We start from the raw sequence: 19,119 nt of genomic DNA, 5'->3' as shown, positions 1-19,119 counted from the left end.
GGCTCAAAATGCGCTTGCTTGCGGGACTTTGTGCGGCTGGGAATTCATCTCGGATGGGGTTTGACAAGCTGTCGACCCCGCCGTCCCTACATGCCCCCGACACGCTTTTGCGCCGGGCCATCACGGCGGCGAAGGGTCATGATATTTTGGTCGCTTTGCCGCCCGACTCCCATCCGTATTTTAACGCGCGCCGGGCGATCTTGCGCCCGAGCGATGATTTTATCTGTGTGGAACAGGCCAATGAGGGCCTGTCCGCCACGCTCAAATCTCTGGCCCAAGCGGCGATTTCGGGTGGCTATAACGGGTTGATAGTGATGCTGGCCGATCTGCCCTTTATCACCGCTGCGCATTTGGAAACCTTGGTTGTGCTCTTTGAAACCTTTGAGGGTACGCAGATTGTGCGCGCGATGAGCCAAAGCGGGCGCGATGGTCATCCGGTGATCTTTCCGACGTCCCTTTTGCCCAAATTTGAGGCCCTCACGGGCGATCATGGCGCGCAGGATTTGATTGCAAAATACGGTGCCAAACGGGTGGAAATGCCGTCCGAGGCGGCGACTTGGGACATGAATACGCTGGAAGATTGGCGTCAGATGTGAGGTCTGGCGCAGTTTTTTTAAATCAATTTGGCCCCCCAATGACCTTTCGCCCGCTCCATCGCTTTATCCTCGCCAGTGGCCTGACCAATTTGGCCGATGGCATTGCGACGGTGGCTTGGGCTTGGCTCGCGTCACTGTTGACCCGTGATCCGGTCTGGATCGCCTTGGTGCCCGTGGCCCTGCGCTTGCCTTGGGCGCTCTGTGCCATTCCGGCGGGGATCATCACCGATCGCGCCGATCGGCGGGTGTTGATTTTACAGATGGACGCACTGCGCGCGCTGGCATTTTTGGCGGTGGGCGTGGCGATTGTCTTCGCCCTCCCCCTTGCGCCCGCACCCGTCAACGGCATCTCCAACCTTTGGCTGTTCTGTGCGCTTCTGTGCGGGGCCAGCGTGGTCGGTGTCGCCGAAGTGTTTCGCGACAATGCGGCCCAAACCATGTTGCCGACGCTCGTGCCACATGCCGAACTTGAAACCGCAAACGGCCGACTTTGGAGTGTGGAACTGATTGGCAATGCGTTGATTGGGCCAGCTTTGGGCGCGATGTTGATTGGCTTTGCCCTGCCCGCGCCGTTTCTTTTGAATGCGATCAGCTATTTTGCCGCCATTTTTCTTATGTTGAGGATCAAGGGAGCGTTTCGCGCGGCGGGCACGCGCGCCCGCGATTGGCGCGCGGAGTTCAAAGAAGGCGTGGCCTTTTTGCGCGCCGCCCCGCTGTTGCGCACGCTTGCGTGGATCACCGGGTTTTGGAATTTGCTGTTTCATATGATGATGATTGCGCTGGTGCTGCATGTTCAGGACAACCTGGGCTTAAACGCACAGGTTTACGGGCTGATTTTGGCCTCGGGGGCCGTGGGCGGCATCTTGGGCGGGTGGCTTGGAGGTCCGATCATCCGCCTGTTTGGGCCAAGCCGGTCGGCACAATTGGCGTTGTTGGCCTCTGCCCCGATCTTTCTCGCCATCGCATACGTGCCCGGTCCGGTGAGTTTGGGTCTGACATTGGCACTCTTTGAATTTTTCGGACTGATTTGGAACACGGTCTCCGTGTCCTATCGACAGCGCGCCATCCCCGACGTGCTTTTGGGTCGGGTCAACAGCCTTTATCGGCTTTTTGCTTGGGGCATGATGCCGATTGGCCTTGTATTGTCGGGACTGATTGCGCGTGGCGCGCAGAGCGTTGTCGCCCGTGACACGGCTGTCATGATGCCGATTTTGGTCGCCGCTCTGGGCGCGTTTGTTCTTGCTTTTATCGGATGGAAAGCGCTCGGGCGCGGTTTTGGTGCGGAGTGAGGCCGTGAAACCGGCAAGGCGTTGATGTGATTAGAAAAAACGCAGATCGGCCAAGGCTACAGATAATCCTCTGGTGGCCCAGCCCCCTGTGGCCACCGAGGTTCCCGGCGCAGGTGAACGTGTCACCAACGCCGGGAGAGCGTTTTTTTAAGCGTTGCGCCTTTCCCCTACCTCAGGTTAAAGGCGTGACGCTTTAAATTTGGTTCAGGAGACCAAAAGTTCGGCTTCGTGTTTGCGAAGAATGCGACGGGCGGCGGTAAATCCACCGCGGGCCGACACGTCTTGCAATTCCGGGAAGAGTGCAAAGATTTCCTGACGGGCCTCTTCGCCAATTCCGGCAAGGGTGTAATCGCCCGGCTGGAAGCTTTCCGACCATGTCCCGTCCGAGAGGACCACTTCGTGGCGCTCGAACATGACGTGGATATAGGTCACCTCAGCCGCGTCGATCACCTCGACACCGTCCAAGCGGGTCAGGTGTTTGGCCGCCACGAGAACTTCGTGCTCGTCAAACAAAAGCGCGGCTTTTTCATTGGAAACCAACATGCGGTGGTTTGGAGACACCATCATGTCGCGCTCCGGCAGACCGGCACCAAGTGCGCCCTGACGGATCATCACTGGCATCAACGCGCGACGGGCCGCCAGATCGGCAGAGGACAGGGATTTCTTGCCAATCCACTGAATCGCCTGAAGACCGTTGTCGCGGGTGATGACTTTGTCGCCCACTTTGAGGGTTTCCACCGCGACTTCGCCTTTGGGTGTCGCAAGCAGCGTCCCCGGCGTGAAGCAAGGGATGATTTCCTCGATGTTGGTGTAGTTGATGTTGGCGTAGGAGTCCGTACCGGCATTGTAGAGTTGGATCTGGCCGTCAAAGCCGTTGCCATCGGAGTCCGGGTTTTGCACGTCGTGGGTGACCACCCATCCATCGGACAACAAGGCAGACAGATCAAGCGTATCCCAATCGACACCGCCATCGCCACCATGCACCGTGGTGTTGTAAACGCCAGATGTGACATCATCAAAGGTGACATAGATCGTATCTTCGTCATCGCCGCCGGAGAGGACGTCATTGTCGCCACCGCCGTAGATCGTATCCTGATCTGCGCCACCATCGACAATGTCATGGCCCGCGCCAGCATGAATGGTGTCGTCGTCAATGCCGCCATAGATGGTGTCGTCACCTGCATCGCCATAGATCAGATCATCGTCGTCTTGACCGTAGATCGTGTCGTTGCCCGCACCGCCATGGATCACGTCCTGACCGTTGTCGGTGACAAGATCGCCCGCGTCATCGGGGATGTTCAGGCTGTCCGGGAAGCCCGGTGCAAGACCACCATAGATGATGTCATTGCCCTCGCCGCCGTCGATCGTATCGGAGCCTTCGCCACCGACGATAAAGTCGTCACCGGAGCCACCCAAAATGGTGTCATCGTCAAAGCCGCCGTCGATGGTGTCATTGTCGGCACCGCCGTCAATGTAATCATTGTCATCGCCACCCGAAATCGTGTCATTGCCCGCGCCGCCCAGCAGCGTGTCCATGTCATTGGTGGTGTCAGAATCGCCCGGGAAAACGCCCGGGTAGCCGCGATCCGGGCTGCCGATGTCGCCGCCGACGATGATGTCGTCGCCGTCGCCGCCTTCGATATGATCAACGCCGTCGCCCCCATCGAGGTAGTCGTCGCCGCCACCGCCGGAGATGGTATCATCGCCACCCATGCCCCAGAATTCATTGGTATATGTGTCGGACGGATCGGTGCCCTGATGATCAAAGCCGGTCAGGGTGTCGTCATAGTCAGAGCCGATCACGCCGTCGATACCGCTGGAAACGGTGTCGTTTTCAGCGTCACCACCAGAGAGCGTCGAGGTCGACAGGTCGACATTCACCGCCGCGTCTGAACCGGAATAATCAATGTTGTCCTGACCTGCACCGCCGGTGAACGTGTCCGCACCGGCGCCACCGATAAAGGTGTCGTCGCCTGCGCCGCCGTCCAGCGTGTTGGTGCCTTCGTCGCCTTGCAACGTGTCATTGCCACCTTGGCCAAAGATCACGTCATCGCCTGCGCCGCCAATCAAGGTGTCGTCGCCTGCCCCTTCGGTCAGCTCGGTGCCGGAAACGGCATCAAAGGTCACGTCAGAAATATGAATGCCCGACACGCCCGTGCCCGGATTGGTGTGGATGATCTGAAGCGAGGCCACCGGGCCCGCGATGCTCACCGTAACGGTGTTGCTGTCGGCGGAAGGTGACACGTTGTCGGTGTCCTCGGCGGTGACCGTATTGCCCGAGAGGATCAGGTCAGAGCCGATGTCAAACGTGACCGGGATTTCATTGCCGTCCGCGTCATAGGCGATCACGGTCACCTGACCGAGATTGGCGTCGATGTCGGAGATGTTGAAGGTGACGTTTTGCACATCGTCAGAGAAGGACATGTCATAGGTGCCGACTTCTCCCGCCGCCGCGTTGGACGCGAGGGAGGAGTGAGCGTCTGCGCCATCGACCCCATCGACGTTGACCGTGTTGGTGGAGAAATTCGAATCCACGCCAATGTTGCTGGCGTGCCATGTGTCATAGGTGTCCGGGGTGGTGACCGTCACTGTGACATTGCCGGTGTTTTGGGTCAGCGTCAGACCTTCGAGGTCATCGCCATTGTCGACGGTGCCAAGGCCACACCAATCCTGATCTTTGATGTCAGCCCAAGAGAATGTTTCGGTGGATGTGGTGGTTGTTACGCCTGTGTCACCATAGATGGTGTCATTGCCTTCGCCACCCAGCACGGTGTCATCACCGCCGCCCGCATAGACAATATCATTCAGGCCATCTGCCCCATCAATAACATCGCCTTCAGGATCTCCAGTGTAAGCGACGTCGATATAATCGTCACCTGCGGTCCCATCAACAGTCCCTGCAATCGGGGCCGGCGTTGTCGGAGTTGGATCTTTTGGATCGCAATCATCATGCGTATATGTCATCTTCTCATTCCTTCACCACCGCTCGACAAGAACGGAAAAATAACGCGACCGGTTGCCCGGATGAGTCCCATAAACACAAGACCAAAGCGTCTGCATTAATGCTGTAAAGGTCGAGAAGACATAGCCATCACTTCGATGGCAAAACTCGCAATCGTCACACGCAGCAGCAGATCAAATAAACGATCCATGTACCACATCGGACACGCAAGCCGACGTCCTTCCCGGACTTCGAAACTTAACGCAGCCGCCCCCGTGGCCTTATGTTGCCCCCCAGTTGGGCCTCTTATGGATATGTCAAAAAGGTGGCTGTGCAAACGGGGAAAATGGGCGAAAAATTGTCCTGTCTTGGAAAAGTGCCGCAAATCACGCGGTGAAATTGGCCTATTCTCACGCGAATTGGGCATGGATTTAGCTGCGGTTTTTGCGCGAAATTGATTTTTTTATTATTTATATTCAATGTTCTAAATTCGTTATTGCCCTACAAGATATAGCCCGTCTGACGCTGATTAACCTTAAGTCAACGTCCCCAACGGACACCGCCTTTATCCTGCCTCAATTTTAACCCATTCCTAGATCGCCAGTCTCGAAATGGAACCAATGGTCGCGATTGCTTTGAAATAGGGCAAAAGTGAAAACAATAACATTGGACCTCTTCGAATCACTGTGACGAAAGCTTGGCGGCAACAGCGGCTTAACATCTTGGTAAATGCTACAAATCTCCGACTCGCCTGGAGCAGAAGGCATTTAGATCACGATTTCGGACGGTTCGATGATGGCCTCCATCGCCACATGGGTTGAGGTCGAATTGACAAAGGGCAGCGCCGAAATTTTATCTCCCATCACTTGACGATAATGGTTTATATCATGGGCACGCACTTTGACGAGATAATCAAACCCGCCCGCGATCATGTAGCATTCCTCGATTTCGGGCACGAGTTTGACCGCCTCATTGAATTTCTTGAGCGCAGATTCACGGGTGTCGGACATGCGCACCTCGACAAAGGTGACATGGCTCAACCCGAGTTTGAGTGGCGAGACAACGGCGCGGTAGGCCGAGATCAGCCCCGCCTCTTCCATATTCTTGATCCGCGCGGCCACGGGTGTTTTCGAAAGCCCAACCCGTTTGGCCAATTCTGTCACTGGAATCCGGGCGTTGTGTTGCAATTCGCGCAGGATTTTGCGGTCAGCGTCGTCAATAATCATTATTCGTCCTTTTTGTGGGGTGTTTTTGTCCGATTTACCTGCATCAATACCCTCTTTTGGACGCAACGACCAGAGGAACGCAGATATTCAGGGTGAAACAAATTCCGGAGTGGACCATGTTCGATCATAAATTCGACACGTTTTCAGGGCACGCCAAAATTGCTCCTGAACAGGATGTTTTGAAAGACCTCATGCAACAGGGTGCCCTGACGGAGCCGGAACGCGTGGCGATTTCGAACCGGGCGGCAGGTTACATTCGCCGCATTCGGACCGAGGCCAACCCCGGCTTGATGGAAAAATTCCTCGCGGAATATGGCCTCTCAACCCAGGAGGGCGTGGCGTTGATGTGTCTGGCCGAAGCGATGTTGCGCGTGCCGGATGCCATAACCATCGACGCGCTGATCGAGGATAAAATTGCCCCCTCCGATTGGTCGAAACACATTGGCGAGGCCTCCTCTCCGCTGGTCAATGCCTCGACATGGGCTTTGATGCTCACCGGCCGGGTGTTGGACGAACGCGATCCGGGCGTGGCGCGTGTGTTGCGCGCGGCGATCAAACGTGTGGGCGAGCCGGTGATCCGCGTGGCCGTGGGTCAGGCGATGAAACAGATGGGCCGCCAGTTCGTTTTGGGTCAGACCATCGACAAGGCGCTGGAGCGCGCCCGCGAGCGTGAAAAACAGGGCTACACCTATAGCTACGACATGTTGGGCGAGGCCGCGATGACGAAAGCCGACGCCACGCGCTATGCCAAATCCTACAGCGATGCGATCAAAAGCATTGCCAAGGCCGCCACCCACGGCTCGGTCGAAACCAATCCCGGCATCTCGATCAAACTCTCCGCCTTGCACCCGCGCTATCAGGTCGCCCAAGAGCCGCGCGTGATGGCCGAGCTGGTGCCGATCGTGCATGATCTCTCGGTGCAGGCGAAACAGGCCGGGATCGGCCTGAACATCGACGCCGAAGAACAGGACCGTTTGGTCCTCTCGCTCAAAGTGATCGAAGCGGTGCTGATGAGCGACGATCTCGCGGGCTGGAATGGGTTTGGCGTGGTGGTGCAGGCCTATGGCAAACGCGCCGGTCAGACGATTGACTGGCTCAACGCGCTGGCCACGCATCTGGATCGCAAAATCATGGTCCGTCTGGTCAAAGGCGCCTATTGGGACACCGAAATGAAACGGGCGCAGGTCGAAGGTCTCGACGATTTCCCGCTGTTCACCAACAAGACCGCGACCGATGTCAGCTACATCGCCAATGCACGCAAATTGTTTGGCTATTCGGATCGCATCTATCCGCAATTCGCCACCCATAACGCCCATTCCGTCGCGGCGATTTTGGACATGGCCGAGGGACGTCCGTTTGAGTTTCAGCGGCTGCATGGTATGGGCGAGCAGCTACATGATGTTGTCATCAAGGACGAAAAAACCCGCTGCCGGATCTACGCCCCGGTTGGCGCGCATCGCGATTTGTTGGCCTATCTGGTCCGCCGCCTGCTTGAAAACGGCGCGAACTCGTCCTTTGTGAACCAATTGGTGGACGAAGACGTCAGCCCGGAAGAGATCGCCGCCGATCCGTTCACCGCGCTGGCCACCGCCACCGCCCCGTCCGGTCTGCGCGCTCCGAGGGACTTGTTTGCGACCGAAGGCCGAACCAATTCCAAGGGGTTTGATCTCTCGGATGAGGCCACTCTGGCGGAGATTGACGCCGCCCGTAATGTGCCCCTGCCCGAGGCCGGGCCGATCACCCTGCGCCCGGCCACAGGCACGACTTGCGATGTTGTGAATCCGGCCACGGGTGAGGTTGTGAGTACGGTTTTGGAGGCCGACGAGGCCACCGCCCTGTGCGCCATCGAGGATGCGACGACCTGGGACGCGCCCGTATCTGAGCGTGCGCAGGTGCTGCGCCGCGCCGCCGATCTCTATGAGGCCAATGCCGGTTTGATCTTTGCCACTTTGGCGCGTGAGGCGGGCAAAACCTTGGCCGATTGCGTTGGCGAACTGCGCGAAGCGGTTGATTTCCTGCGCTATTACGCCGGTCAGGCCGAAATGCGCGGCGACAGGATGGATGCACGCGGGATTTTCACCGCGATCAGCCCGTGGAACTTCCCTCTGGCGATTTTCTCCGGTCAAATTGGTGCGGCTTTGGCGGTTGGCAATGGCGTCATCGCCAAACCCGCCGAAGCCACACCCGTGATTGCCAGCATCGCCGTGTCATTGCTGCATGAGGCGGGCGTGCCGAAAGCCGCTCTGCAACTGATCACCGGGCTGGGCTCCACCGTGGGGCGCACGCTGACCTCGGATGCGCGCGTGGGCGGGGTGGTGTTCACCGGCTCGACCGCCACCGCCCAATCCATCCGCCGCGCCATGGCGACCCATATGGACCCGGGCGCACCGTTGATCGCGGAAACCGGCGGGTTGAATGCCATGCTGGTCGACTCGACCGCCCTGCCGGAACAAGCCGTGCGCGACATCGTGGCCTCGGCGTTCCAATCGGCGGGCCAACGCTGTTCGGCGTTGCGCTGTCTCTATGTCCAAGAGGACATCGCCCCGCATTTCATCGACATGCTCAAAGGCGCGATGGACGAGCTTTGCATCGGCAATCCCTGGGCATTGACCACCGATGTTGGCCCCGTCATCAACCAAGCTGCCTATGACAGCATCAATGCCTATATTGCCGCAAACGAGGCCAAGGGCGCACTGCTCCATCGCGTCGATGCGCCGACCTCTGGGCTGTTCGTTGCCCCGACCCTGTTGAAGGTCAGCGGCATTGCCGATCTGGAGCGGGAGATTTTTGGGCCCGTGCTGCATGTCGCCACCTTTAAGGCGCATGAGTTGAACAAGGTGATTGCGGATGTAAACGCGCGCGGTTTTGGTCTGACCTTTGGTCTGCACACGCGGATCGACACGCGGGTGCAAGAGATTGCGGATGGCATTCATGTCGGCAATCTTTATGTGAACCGCAACCAAATCGGTGCCATCGTTGGCAGCCAACCCTTTGGCGGCGAAGGGCTTTCGGGCACCGGACCGAAAGCGGGCGGGCCGAGCTACCTGACCCGATTTATCAAACCACAGGCCGCGCCCGAGGCGGGTGTTTGGGAAACGCCCTGTGATCTGGAGGCGCTTAAAGCGGCGCTGGCCAAGACTTCACTTGCCAAAACTCATGGCGGCGCGCTCTTGTCGGCCACCGAGATGCCGGGGCCGACCGGCGAGGCCAACACCCTGCGCACCTATGCGCGCGCACCGATCCTGTGCATGGGACCGGGACAGGCGGCCGTTGACGCACAAATCGCCGCCGTTGAGGCCTTGGGCGGGGTTGCCGTTGCGGTCAAGGGCACGATAGACCCCGCCGCTTTGACCACAGTTTCGGGCTTTGACGGCGCGATCTATTGGGGCGACGATCCCCGCGCCTATGCCGAGGCGCTGTCTCTGCGCGACGGGGCAATTTTGCCGCTGATCACCGCCCTGCCCGACGCGGCCCATGTCGTCCATGAACGGCACATGTGCGTCGACACCACGGCGGCGGGCGGCAACGCCGCCCTTTTGGCCGGATAAGAACCGCAGCACTCCGCCGCAGCACCAAACACGTTTCCCCCGCGCCCGAACCACGGTGCGGGGTTATATTTAGTTACATCTCACGCACGAAAAAACCGCCGCTCCTGTGTAAGGAACGGCGGTTTTTTGGCTGTGCGATCTGAGGCGATTAGCCGATGGTCGAGAGGAACCGTTGCAGATCGGGGTCTTGGGGATTGTTCATCACATCTTCCGGCGCACCGATTTCGGCCAAAACGCCTTTCTTGAAAAAAGCAACGCGATCAGAAACATCTCGGGCAAAGCTCATCTCATGGGTCACAACAATCATCGTCATCCCCTCAGAGGCCAGCATCCGCATGATGTCGAGCACCTCGCCCACCAACTCCGGGTCAAGCGCCGAGGTGGCCTCGTCAAACAACATGTAGGTCGGTTCCATCGCCAGCGCACGGGCAATCGCCAAACGCTGTTGCTGACCGCCCGAAAGCTGCGACGGGTAGTGGTTGAGCTTGTCGCCGAGACCAACATGGGTGAGTTGCTTGGCGGCGATCTCCTGCGCGTCTTTACGGCTGAATTTCGACACCACACGCGGCGCGAGGGCGACGTTTTCAAGTGCGGTCAGATGCGGGAACGAGTTCCATTGCTGAAACACCGTGCCCAATTTCTGGCGCAGCTTGTTGATGTCGGTGCCTTTGGCATGCACATCCACCCCATCGACGGTGACCTTGCCGCCATCAATGGTTTCAAGCGCGTTGATGCAATAAAGCAGCGTGGACTTGCCCGATCCAGACGCGCCGATCAGTGAAACGACCTCGCCCTTGTCCACGGTCAGGTTGATGCCTTTGAGAACTTCCAGAGGGCCAAAGGATTTGTGCAGGTTTTCCAGTACGATCATGATTTTTGCCTCTGTTCGTAACGTGCGCCCAATCGCGACAGCGGGTAGGAGATGATAAAGTAGATCAGGCCGACCAGCAGCATGATTTTGACCGACTCTTGGGTGCGGGTGTTGAGGATTTGCGAGGCGCGCAGCAATTCGACATAGCCGATGGCCGAGACCAGAGCGGAGTCTTTGATGGTCGCCAGTGCCACTCCAAGCCAGGACGGAAACGCCGTGCGCAGGCCCACGGGCGTGGTCACATGGCGCATTTCCTGCCAATAACTCATCCCCAAACACCGCGCGGCGGCGCGCAGACCCGGAGGCACGGCGTCGATGCCCGAGTGTACAACCACAGCCACAAGCGAGGCGGTGTAGATGATCAACACGATCGTACCCGACCAAAATGCCGGCAACGGAAAGCCCGCGATCGCCACGAAACTGTCAAACAGGATCAATTGGATCAGCAAAGGCACCGAGCGGAACACGTCCAGCACGGCCATGACCGCGAAGGTGATCAACTTGTTGTTCAGCGACATCAGCCAGCCGAAGACCATACCCAACAGGGTGCCCAAAAGGATGGAGACGACAGAAATTTGGATGGTTTTCCAAGCCCCTTCCAGCAGGAAGATCAGATCGCTCCATTGCAGCGTGGTAAAGACATCGGTCATGACTTTGCCCTTTCCGCTTTGAACAAGGGCCGTCCAAGAAGGGCCATCAACAGAAGCGCCATTTTGGCGATCAGATAGTAGATCACGGCGGTGGCGGCGAAGAATTCAAAGGTGCGGAAGGTGCGTGAGTTGAAATATTGCGTCTCGCCCGACAATTCGCGCAGACCCGCCAGCATCCCCAAAGAGGAGGCCAGAATGACCCAAGTGAACTGGTTGGTCATCGGCCCGTAAATCGCACGCAACACCTGCGGCAACACCACATAGCGCATGGATTGAAACCGGGTCATCCCCAACGTGCGCGCGGCTTTGTCTTGACCGGGGTTCACGGCATTAAAGCCGCCGCGATAGGTCTCGGCCATATAGCCCGCACAGTTGAAGGTCAGCGCGGCAACCACCGCCGTATAGGAGCTGAGAAAAATACCGAATTCGCCAAGGCCCCAATAAAACACGAAAATCTGGAACAGAGAGGGCGTGTTGCGCGCAATTTCGACCCAGGTGGAGCCAAACCCGCGCAGAACGCGCAGTTGGCTGGCCCGAAAGAAATAGAGCACAAGGCCGATCATCAGGCCAAGTGCCATCGCGATAAGAGAGACCTGAAGTGTGACCAGAGAGGCTTTCAGAAGATCGGGAAGAGCCTGAATAACTGGTCGCCAGTGGAATTGATAATCCATCCAAATGACCCATAAGTTGGACGGCGACAGGGGGTGCCTGCCGCCGCCAAGGTTAAACGTACTTCAGGGTTTAATAATAAACGCCAACGGTCGTCAGGTCAGGCATTTCGCCGCCGATATGTGTCTCATAGAGATCACCGAGCGTGCCGTCGCGGTACGCATGGTTGATGTAGAGGTTCAGGTAGTTGATCCAGCCAAATTCGTTACGCTCGGTCATAAAGCCAACGATATCCGCGCCAAAGGGGGCCACGGGACCGGCTTTGAGGTTGGAAAAGCTGTCCGATTGCAGAATGTTGGCGATGGCGGTGTCTGTGGCAATGCCCGCTTCGACGCGGCCTTGGGACACGGCGAGATAGGTGTCGTTTTCGGCTTGGAAGGTGGTGATCTTGCCTTTGCCATCCGGCCAGTTGGCGGCGCTGTAATCGGTCAGTTCGGATTCATAGGTTGTGCCAACCGCGACACCGACATTGGCGTCTTTCAACTGGTCCCATTCGGTGATCTCGGAATCTGCGGGCAGCAGGGATTGGAACTGGAACACCATGTAGGGGATGGTGAAACCCACGGTCTGGGCGCGCTCAAGCGAGTCCGAAGAGGAGGCAATCGCCACATCGGTGCGGCCAGAGATCAGCGACGGAATACGTTCGGCCCAGGTGACGCCCACGACTTCGGCATCAACGCCCATGCGGCTTGCGAGATCTTTACAGATGTCCACATCCATGCCGGCCGGTTCGTTGTTGGCGTCACGGTAGCCCATGGGCGGGAAGTCGAGCACAACGGCGCAGCGCAGCTTGCCCGAGCCCAAAACGTCATCGAGTTTATCGGCGGCGGCTGGCGTGGCCAAAGTGGCGCCCAAAAGGGCCAAAGCGCCAAATGCGCCGAGAACTGTGGTGTTTTTCATGAGAGATCCCTGAAGTTTTGTTTGGTTATAAAGCCAGAATACAGGAGTGATTGCAGTCATATTGCCCTAAAGGCGCGACCTTGTGGTCAATATGGCTGAATTGAAGGTCAAATCTGGGCAATAGTATCATCCCAACCCCCAAAGTCTCGATTCGCAGCTCACTGAACTCAGCCTAACGCCCGTGGCTCGGTTTGGGAACCTTTGGCCTGTTTTGGGCACTGTTTGCGGGTTTGGCAGGAATCAGAATCGGCACCGGGGCGCGTTTCCAGTGATGAAAGGGCACCGCCCGCCTCCAATCCGGACGCAAACAGAATGCGGTTTGTCCTGCTACACGCAAAGGCGTGTCATCCCGGAGCGATACACAAAATGACATTTGTGGCTTGGGAGCGGGGAGAGGGATTAAACTGGTTTGATCACTGTCTGCTAAAAGAGGACTTGGTAGTCACCTCTTTTAATAATGGTACCCGTGGGCGGACTCGAACCGCCAAGCCTGTTACAGCGGGGGATTTTGAATCCCCTGTGTCTACCAATTCCACCACACGGGCAAAAGTTCCGCGCACATCGTCGCGGTAAAGGGCATTTATCGAAGCGCGCGGGCGACGACAAGAGGGATTTGTCAGATTTATAACCGATCGGCAGAAAAAGTGTCACAAGAGGCCAAATCCCCGGTTTTATAACCGGTCGCAAACCAGTTTTGGCGCTGCTCGGAGGTGCCATGGGTGAAAGTATGCGGCTGTGGCACCCGGCCGGCATTCTTTTGCAACGTGTCGTCACCGATTTGTTTGGCCGCATTCAACGCCTCGCGAATGTCGCCATGCTCAATCGACCCAAAGGCCTCATCGGCCTTCTTCGCCCAAATCCCTGAATAACAATCGGCCTGAAGTTCGATCATCACCGAGACGGCGTTGCTTTTGTCCTCCGAGACTTGCGCACGGTAGGCATTGGCCTGTCCCAAAATGCCCAATTCGTTCTGGACATGATGCGCCACTTCATGCGCGACCACGTAAGCGGCGGCAAAATCGCCCTTCGCGCCCAGTGTGCGGCTCATCGTGGTGAAGAAATCTGTGTCGAGGTAGACTTTTTGATCCGAGGGGCAATAAAACGGCCCGGTCGCCCCAGAGGCAGAGCCACAGGGGCTTTGGGTCACGCCTTTATAGAGCACCAGAATCGGCGGCTCATAGCGCGCGTTCAATTGATCGGCAAAGACTCCGGTCCAAATCTCTTCGGTGTCGGCCAAGGTGACGGAGACGAATTGCGCCGCCTCTTCATCGGCGGCGGTGATTTGGGTGCTCTGGGTTTGGGGACTGATGCCCCCTGCCCCTTCGAGCAGCGGCGTGACGTCGATGCCGAGGAAATAGCCGATCACCACAACCGCGATCAGGCCCAAGCCGCCGATCCCGCCCACGGCCTTGCCGCCACTCATGGACCGCCGATCCTCAATGTTGCGCGACCCGCGCCGTCCTTGCCATTTCATCACTCACCCTCGGCCAAAATCAAAACTGTGCTCACAATAACGTCACCCGTCCGTCCGACAAGCCGAAAGCACCCGGCATATGCTTGACCCTTGGGGCAGAATGAGGCCTATAGACCGAGAACAAGCGGGGATTTTCGGCGCATGCTAAAGCGGTTGTACAATTGGACGATGTCTTTGGCGGAAAGCCCGCATGCGCTTTGGGCTTTGGCCGTCGTTGCCTTTGTCGAGAGCTCGGTCTTTCCAATCCCACCAGATATTTTGATGATTCCGCTGATCGTGGCGCGCCCAAAAGATGCGTTCAAAATCGCCGGGATCGCCACTTTGGCCTCGGTTTTGGGTGGGATGTTGGGCTATTGGATCGGCTTTGGCGCCTTTGAAACCATTGGTCGCCCGGTGTTGGAATTCTATGGCAAAGACGCCTATTTCGACGAATTCGCCGTCAAATACAATGAATGGGGCGCATGGGCCGTGTTGATCGCGGGCGTCACCCCCTTCCCCTATAAGGTGATCACCATCTTGTCGGGCACCACCCAACTGTCCTTGCCGGTGTTTATCGTCGCCTCGATTGTCGCACGTTCATTCCGGTTTTTCGTCGTCGCCGCCCTGTTGTGGAAATTTGGCGATCCGATCCGCGACTTTATCGAGCGGCGATTGGGAGCGGTGTTCACCGTGCTCATCCTCCTGCTTGTGGGCGGTTTTTACGCGGTGAAATTCCTATGATAGCTTTGATTTCCCGCCTCACCCGCCTGCATTTGGCCCTTTTGGCCGCGCTGGGATCGCTGTCGATCCTTTTGGGGGCGTTTGTGTTTCAGGCCATGGGCTATGCGCCCTGCGCGATGTGCCTGTGGCAACGCTGGCCCCATGCCATTGTCATTGTCATCGGCGCGCTGTTTCTGGCGACCCGCCTGCGGCTTTTGCTGGTTTTGGGCGCGCTGGTGATGGTGGTCTCCTCAGGCCTTGGCCTGTTTCACGCCGGTGTCGAACAGGGCTGGTGGCCCGGTCCAAGCTCCTGCACCTCGTCTGGCCCAGGCCTGTCTGGCCTCTCCGGTATGGATCTTTTGCCCTCTGCGGGGGCGGCGAAACTTGTGCTTTGTGACGAGATCGTTTGGGACACATGGGGGCTTGGCATCACCATGGCGGGCTGGAATTTCTTGTTCTCGCTGGTGTTTATGGCGCTTTGGATCATGGCGTGGACAAAGCCGCGCTGAGTGGTGGTCTGGCGCGGCGGCAGGTTAAACCCGGCTTTCACACGGATGCAGTTTTAACCGTCCCGCCATTTTTTGCCGAAACAGCGCTCACAAATGCGTTTTCAGGATTGAAATCGCCGCGCTTTGTGCAAATCTTGGGATCATGAAACAGACAAAGCCCCTTCGTCCCTCTGTGGTCCCCTTTCCCACCGCGCGCCGCAGTCGCAAGCGGGTGGGTGGGCCTTTGGCCGATCTGCGCGCCGAGGCGCTGCGGGATCGGTTTCGTCAGGTGTCGGAGGCCTCCTACACAGGCGATGCGACCACACCGCTTAAAAAGCTGTTGAAACGGTTTTGAGCCACGGCGGATCGTGCCCCGCCGCGCGCGTTTCTTTCATGGTCTTCAATGAATGGTAAATTCGCCGACGCAATTGCGCCATTCGCCCGGTGAGATCAATTTGCGATGGGTGAAACGCACATGGTGCAACGGGCCCTCGATGGTCTCATGCCAAAACGCGATGAATTTGAACAATTTCGGGTAATCCGGCGCAAGATCGTAGAGCTGCCACGAAAACGTATTCAGCACGCTTTGGTGATCCGGCATTCGGTAAGTGAATTCCGCCAAAGTCAGGCCATATCCCGTGAGCATCATCTCGGTGTCACTCATCTGGTTTTGCTGCGCTGTTGCCATCAAGGTCTCTCCTGTTGCTTGGGTGTTTCCTGTCAATTTGCCTCCCTGAGACTCAGCTTGTCACAAATTGGTTAATTGTCTATAAAAACAATATGTTGTCACTCCTTTCATCTGGCTGCCAAGGACGCGGCCTCAGATGGGCCTCTACGGGCGAAATCCTCGCCGGTTCCCCCATTGCACCCCACATCCCGTATGATGTAAGATAGGTAACAACATTATATAGATCGCACCAAACAACAGGCGGACACCGTGAGCGACACTCCAGAAACCCCTGAAAACGAAGAAGAAACCCCACGCGTGCCGATGGCATGGGACGGGCCGAAGATTTCCATCACCCAGGAGATGAAAAGCTCCTACCTCGATTACGCGATGAGCGTGATCGTCAGTCGCGCGATCCCGGATTTGCGCGACGGGTTGAAGCCCGTTCACCGCCGCATCCTGTTTGCGATGCATGAGGCGGGCAACACCCACGACAAATCTTATCGTAAATCGGCGCGGTCTGTCGGCGATACGATGGGGAAATATCACCCGCATGGTGATAGCGCGATCTATGACGCCCTTGTGCGGATGGCACAGCCGTTTTCGATGTCCCTGCCCTTGCTCGATGGTCAGGGGAACTTTGGCTCGATGGATGGCGATGCCGCCGCGGCGATGCGCTACACCGAAGTGCGGATGGACAAACCGGCCGCCTATCTTTTGGCCGATATTGACAAAGACACCGTCGATTTCACCCTGAACTATGACGGCAAAGACCGCGAACCGACCGTGCTTCCAGCGCGGTTCCCGAACATGCTGGTCAATGGTGCGGGCGGGATCGCCGTCGGCATGGCCACCAACATCCCGCCGCACAACCTGGGCGAAGTGATCGACGCCACCTTGGCCTTGATCGAAAACCCTGACGTGTCCTCCGAGCGGTTGATGGAAATCGTGCCTGCGCCCGATTTCCCGACGGGCGCGATGATTTTGGGCCGCTCTGGCGCGCGCAAAGCCTATCTTGAGGGCCGTGGCTCCGTAGTGATCCGCGCCAAGACCCGCGTCGAAGAGATCCGCAAAGACCGCTACGCCATCATCGTCGATGAGATCCCCTATCAGGTCAACAAGGCGACGATGATCGAAAAAATCGCCGAGCTGGTGCGGGACAAGCGCGTCGAAGGCATCGCCCATGTCCAAGACGAATCCGACCGTGTCGGTGTGCGGGTTGTGGTCGAGCTGAAACGCGATGCGACGCCGGAGGTGGTGCTGAACCAATTGTTCCGCTTTACCCCGCTGCAAACCTCGTTTGGCTGTAACATGCTGGCGCTCAATGGTGGCCGCCCGGAACAAATGACCCTGCGCCAGTTCTTGGAGCATTTCATCACCTTCCGCGAAGAAGTGGTGGCGCGCCGCACCGCGTTTGAACTGCGCAAAGCCCGCGACCGCGCCCATATCCTCTGTGGTTTGGCCGTGGCTGTGACCAATGTCGACGAAGTCGTCGCCACCATCCGATCCTCTGCAGATGCGGCTGAGGCGCGGGCGAAATTGATGGAACGTCGCTGGCCCGCGATGGACATCGCTGATTACATCCGCTTGATCGACGATCCGAGCCATAAGATGAACGACGATGGCACCTATAACCTGTCCGAGACCCAGGCCCGCGCGATCCTCGATCTGCGGCTGCAACGCCTGACCCAGATCGGTGTCAAAGAGGTCACCGACGAGTTGCAAGAGCTCGCCGGCAAGATCAAAGATTTCCTCGCCATCCTCGCCTCGCGTGAGCGGATCATGGAGATCATTTCCAACGAGTTGATTGAGGTGAAAACCCTATTCGCCGTGCCGCGCCGCACCGAGATTGTCGATTGGTCGGGCGATATGGAAGACGAAGACCTGATCGAAAAAGAGGATATGGTGGTCACCATCACCGCCTCCGGTTGGGCCAAACGCACGCCTCTGGCCGATTACCGCGCGCAAAAACGCGGTGGCAAGGGCCTGTCTGGCATGGCGACCAAGGACGAAGACGTGATCACCACGCTGTTTGTCGCCAACACCCACACCCAGTTGCTGTTCTTCACCGATGACGGCATGGCCTATAAGTTGAAAACTTGGCGCTTGCCGCTGGGTGGCCGGACGGCCAAGGGCAAACCGATCGTCAACATCCTGCCGATCCCGACGGGTGTGGGCATTGCGGCAATCATGCCGGTGGACCGCGACGAGTTGGATTGGGATGGGCTTCAGATCGTCTTTGCCACCTCGAAAGGATCAGTGCGTCGCAACCGCCTGTCGGACTTCACCAATGTGAAATCCAACGGCAAGATCGCGATGAAATTCGAAGGCGAAGACGAGGGCACCCGCCTGATCAACGCCCGGATTTGCGATGAAAATGATGACGTGATGCTGGTGACCTCCTCCGGCCGTGCGATCCGGTTCCCGGTCACGGATGTGCGGGTGTTCAACTCGCGCGCCTCGACCGGTGTGCGCGGGATCAAGCTGGGCACGGACGATGAGGTCGTCTCGATGTCGGTGATCAAACACTTTGATGCCGAGGCCTCTGAACGGGCCGCTTACCTCAAAATGCGTCGCCAAATGGCCGGTGCCGATGAGGTAGAGGCGACCGACGATGAGGAAGAGGCTGAAGAAGGCTCGATCTCCATGGAACGGTTCGAGGAAATGAAGGCGGCCGAGGAGCTGCTTGTGACCATCACGCAAAATGGCACGGGCAAACTCAGCTCTTCGCATGGGTATCCGGTTCGCGGACGCGGCGGCATGGGGGTGACAGCGATGGACAAAGCCATGCGCGGCGGGGCACTTGTGGCCTCCTTCCCGGTCGGCATCGAAGACCAAATCATGCTCGCCACCTCGAAAGGCCAATCCATCCGCTGCCCGGTCGAAGGTATCTCCTTCCGCTCGCGCTCGGCGGGTGGTGTGAAAGTGTTCAACACCGGCAAAGGCGAAGAGGTCGTGTCGGTGGCCTGGATCGCCGAAAGTGATGACGAAGAGGACGGTGCTGCGGAGGAATAAAGCGCAAGAGCCCCTCACATAAATGTGAGGACATCTCCCTATCCCACTCATAAAATAGGCAAAAAGCCGCTTGAACTGACGGTTCT

At 57.9% G+C, this 19,119-nt stretch carries 15 protein-coding genes and 1 tRNA gene; 7 read left to right on the top strand and 9 right to left on the bottom strand.

Annotation, left to right across the window (positions count from 1 at the left end; all coding sequences use genetic code 11):
* Positions 1–8: 8 nt before the first annotated feature.
* Both B30_RS09910 and B30_RS09905 read left to right on the top strand, forming a co-directional pair.
* Positions 9–596: a nucleotidyltransferase family protein gene (locus tag B30_RS09910; RefSeq protein ID WP_040402118.1), complete on the top strand. Its 588-nt coding sequence runs from the start codon at positions 9–11 to the stop codon at positions 594–596.
* Positions 597–634: 38 nt separating this feature from the next.
* Positions 635–1,885 (top strand): MFS transporter, encoded by a 1,251-nt coding sequence (locus tag B30_RS09905; protein ID WP_009571914.1) that lies wholly within the window; start codon positions 635–637, stop codon positions 1,883–1,885.
* A gap of 204 nt (positions 1,886–2,089) precedes the next feature.
* Here B30_RS09905 and B30_RS09900 read toward each other — a convergent pair whose 3' ends face one another.
* Both B30_RS09900 and B30_RS09895 read right to left on the bottom strand, forming a co-directional pair.
* On the bottom strand, positions 2,090–4,849 hold the full coding sequence (locus B30_RS09900; protein WP_009571913.1) for a Hint domain-containing protein: 2,760 nt from the start codon (positions 4,847–4,849) through the stop codon (positions 2,090–2,092).
* A 744-nt stretch (positions 4,850–5,593) separates the two neighbouring features.
* Positions 5,594–6,052 carry an Lrp/AsnC family transcriptional regulator gene (locus tag B30_RS09895; protein WP_009571912.1) on the bottom strand — a complete coding sequence of 153 codons (459 nt, stop codon included), beginning with the start codon at positions 6,050–6,052 and terminating at the stop codon, positions 5,594–5,596.
* A 116-nt stretch (positions 6,053–6,168) separates the two neighbouring features.
* On the opposite strand from B30_RS09895, the gene putA reads away from it, so the two are divergent.
* Positions 6,169–9,600 (top strand): bifunctional proline dehydrogenase/L-glutamate gamma-semialdehyde dehydrogenase PutA, encoded by a 3,432-nt coding sequence (gene putA, locus B30_RS09890; protein WP_040402229.1) that lies wholly within the window; start codon positions 6,169–6,171, stop codon positions 9,598–9,600.
* Between the two features lie 148 nt (positions 9,601–9,748).
* On the opposite strand, the gene B30_RS09885 is transcribed toward putA, so the two are convergent.
* From B30_RS09885 to ypfJ, 6 genes are all read right to left on the bottom strand, one after another.
* Complete coding sequence (locus B30_RS09885) at positions 9,749–10,471, bottom strand: amino acid ABC transporter ATP-binding protein (RefSeq protein WP_009571910.1); 723 nt, start codon at positions 10,469–10,471, stop codon at positions 9,749–9,751.
* Entirely contained in the window at positions 10,468–11,121 is a 654-nt protein-coding gene (locus B30_RS09880; protein ID WP_009571909.1) for an amino acid ABC transporter permease, read from the bottom strand. The genes B30_RS09885 and B30_RS09880 overlap by 4 nt, the downstream gene beginning before the upstream one ends.
* On the bottom strand, positions 11,118–11,792 hold the full coding sequence (locus B30_RS09875; RefSeq protein WP_009571908.1) for an amino acid ABC transporter permease: 675 nt from the start codon (positions 11,790–11,792) through the stop codon (positions 11,118–11,120). Before B30_RS09875 ends, B30_RS09880 begins: the two co-directional genes overlap by 4 nt.
* Positions 11,793–11,862: 70 nt before the next feature.
* Positions 11,863–12,690: a transporter substrate-binding domain-containing protein gene (locus tag B30_RS09870; protein WP_009571907.1), complete on the bottom strand. Its 828-nt coding sequence runs from the start codon at positions 12,688–12,690 to the stop codon at positions 11,863–11,865.
* A 458-nt stretch (positions 12,691–13,148) separates the two neighbouring features.
* Positions 13,149–13,235 (bottom strand) — tRNA-Leu (locus B30_RS09865).
* Between the two features lie 77 nt (positions 13,236–13,312).
* A complete protein-coding gene (gene ypfJ / locus B30_RS09860; protein WP_009571906.1) occupies positions 13,313–14,164 on the bottom strand; it encodes a KPN_02809 family neutral zinc metallopeptidase in 852 nt (283 codons plus the stop codon).
* A gap of 141 nt (positions 14,165–14,305) precedes the next feature.
* On the opposite strand from ypfJ, the gene B30_RS09855 reads away from it, so the two are divergent.
* The 3 genes from B30_RS09855 (at position 14,306) to B30_RS09845 (ending at position 15,706) form a co-directional block, all read left to right on the top strand.
* Positions 14,306–14,884, top strand: coding sequence for a YqaA family protein (locus tag B30_RS09855; RefSeq protein WP_009571905.1), 579 nt, complete (start codon positions 14,306–14,308; stop codon positions 14,882–14,884).
* On the top strand, positions 14,881–15,372 hold the full coding sequence (locus B30_RS09850; RefSeq protein WP_009571904.1) for a disulfide bond formation protein B: 492 nt from the start codon (positions 14,881–14,883) through the stop codon (positions 15,370–15,372). The genes B30_RS09855 and B30_RS09850 overlap by 4 nt, the downstream gene beginning before the upstream one ends.
* Before the next feature lie 142 nt (positions 15,373–15,514).
* On the top strand, positions 15,515–15,706 hold the full coding sequence (locus B30_RS09845) for a hypothetical protein (protein ID WP_009571903.1): 192 nt from the start codon (positions 15,515–15,517) through the stop codon (positions 15,704–15,706).
* 45 nt (positions 15,707–15,751) lie between these two features.
* Here B30_RS09845 and B30_RS09840 read toward each other — a convergent pair whose 3' ends face one another.
* Positions 15,752–16,039, bottom strand: a complete 288-nt coding sequence (locus tag B30_RS09840) for an usg protein (protein ID WP_009571902.1) — start codon at positions 16,037–16,039, stop codon at positions 15,752–15,754.
* Positions 16,040–16,288: 249 nt separating this feature from the next.
* On the opposite strand from B30_RS09840, the gene gyrA reads away from it, so the two are divergent.
* Positions 16,289–19,033, top strand: coding sequence for a DNA gyrase subunit A (gene gyrA / locus B30_RS09835; protein ID WP_009571901.1), 2,745 nt, complete (start codon positions 16,289–16,291; stop codon positions 19,031–19,033).
* Positions 19,034–19,119 lie beyond the last annotated feature (86 nt).

The organism is Celeribacter baekdonensis B30 (genome assembly GCF_000299875.1).
GTDB classification, from domain to species: Bacteria; Pseudomonadota; Alphaproteobacteria; order Rhodobacterales; family Rhodobacteraceae; genus Celeribacter; species Celeribacter baekdonensis_A.
This window is presented reverse-complemented; position numbering and strand designations above follow the sequence as displayed.